Below are 1,821 nucleotides of genomic sequence, written 5' to 3'. Positions count from 1 at the left end.
AAAGGCCGTCTGAAACCTGTCGCTACTTTGATGGCGGCATTACTGCTCGCCGCATCTGCCATACTGCCCTTTTCGCCGCAAACTGCCTCGTTTTTCGTTGCCGCCTATTGGCTGGTATAGCTGCTGTTTTGCGCCTGGCTGATTTGGCTCGACCACAACACTGATAACTTCGCCCTCTTAATGCTGCTTGCCGCGTTTACTATTTTTCAGACGGCCTACGCCGCAACTGGCAATTTGAACTTATTGCGCGCGCAAGTACATCTGAACATGGCGGCGGTCATGTTTGTATCCGTCCGCGTCAGCATTCTTTTGGGCGCGGAAGCCCTTAAAGAATGCCGTCTGAAAGACCCTGTTTTTATTCCAAATATCGTTTATAAAAACATCGCCATTACTTTCCTGCTCTTGCACGCTGCCGCCGAACTTTGGCTGCCCGCGCAGACCGCCGGTTTTACCGCGCTCGCCGTCGGCTTTATCCTGCTTGCCAAGCTGCGTGAGCTTCACCATCACGAACTCCTGCGCAAACACTACGTCCGCACCTATTACCTGCTCCAGCTTTTTGCCGCCGCAGGCTATCTGTGGACAGGCGCGGCGAAACTGCAAAACCTGCTCGCTTCTGCCCCCCTGCATTTGATTACCCTCGGCGGCATGATGGGCGGCGTGATAATGGTGTGGCTGACCGCCGGACTGTGGCACAGCGGTTTTACCAAGCTCGACTACCCAAAACTCTGCCGCATTGCCGTCCCCCTACTCTTTATAGCTGCCGTCTCGCGCGCTTTCTTGATGAACGTGAACCCGATATTTTTCATCACCGTTCCTGCGATTCTGACCATCGCCGTGTTCGTACTGTATCTTTTCACATTTGTACCGATATTTCGGGAAAATGCGTTTACGGATGATCCGGAATAAAACAAAAGGCCGTCTGAAAATTTCAGACGGCCTTAGCTTTAAATAAATGCTTTATTTGTTGGCGTTCAAATAAAGATTAATCAGGCGTGTAGTGGAGCTGTCGTGTTTTTGCACTTCGGTCTCGCCGGTCAATTCGGCAAGAATGGTTTTGGCCAGTTGTTTGCCGAGTTCTACGCCCCATTGGTCAAAGCTGTTGATGCCCCAAATAATGCCTTGAACGAAGGTTTTGTGTTCGTACATGGCAATTAGGCTGCCCATATTGCGCGGGTTGATTTTGTCCATGAGGATGAGGTTGGTCGGACGGTTCCCGGAGAAGGTTTTATGCGGAACCAGCTCTTCGATACGCGCTTCGTCCATGCCTTGTGCTTGAAGCTCGGCGCGTACTTCGTCAGGCGTTTTACCGCGCATAAAGGCTTCGGCTTGGGCAAAAACGTTCGCCAGCAGGATTTCGTGGTGGCCGCGCAGGTTGCTGCGTTTTTCAAGGGAGGCAATCAGATCAATCGGCGTGATGTGCGTACCTTGGTGCAGCAGTTGGAAGAATGCGTGCTGGCCGTTGATACCGGTCTCGCCCCAAATAATCGGGGAAGTTTCGTAACCGACCGGTTTACCGTCGAGGGTAACTTGTTTGCCGTTGCTCTCCATATCGAGCTGCTGGATGAATTTAGGCAGACGGTGGAGATGTTGGTCGTAAGGCGCGATAACATGGCTGCCGCCGCCGTAGTAGTTGATGTACCAAACGCCGATAAGGGCAAGGATAACCGGCATGTTGCGCTCTAGCGGCGTATTGATGAAGTGTTGGTCCATCAGGTGCGCGCCGTTGAGCATTTCGATGAAGTTCTCTTCGCCGAGATACAGCATAATCGGCAGGCCGATGGCCGACCACAGGCTGTATCGTCCGCCGACCCAGTCCCAAAA

At 52.7% G+C, this 1,821-nt stretch carries 2 pseudogenes; one reads left to right on the top strand and one right to left on the bottom strand.

Going from position 1 to position 1,821, the window contains the following annotated elements:
• Positions 1-906 (top strand): annotated as a pseudogene (locus ACTHS3_RS12210) (NnrS family protein); the annotation flags it as partial.
• A gap of 51 nt (positions 907-957) precedes the next feature.
• Here ACTHS3_RS12210 and ACTHS3_RS12205 read toward each other — a convergent pair.
• Positions 958-1,821: pseudogene (locus ACTHS3_RS12205) on the bottom strand (glucose-6-phosphate isomerase); the annotation flags it as partial.

This window comes from Neisseria sp. P0009.S007, from assembly GCF_051962515.1.
Note: the sequence above shows the minus strand (reverse complement) of the source record. Positions and strands in the feature narration are given on the sequence as shown.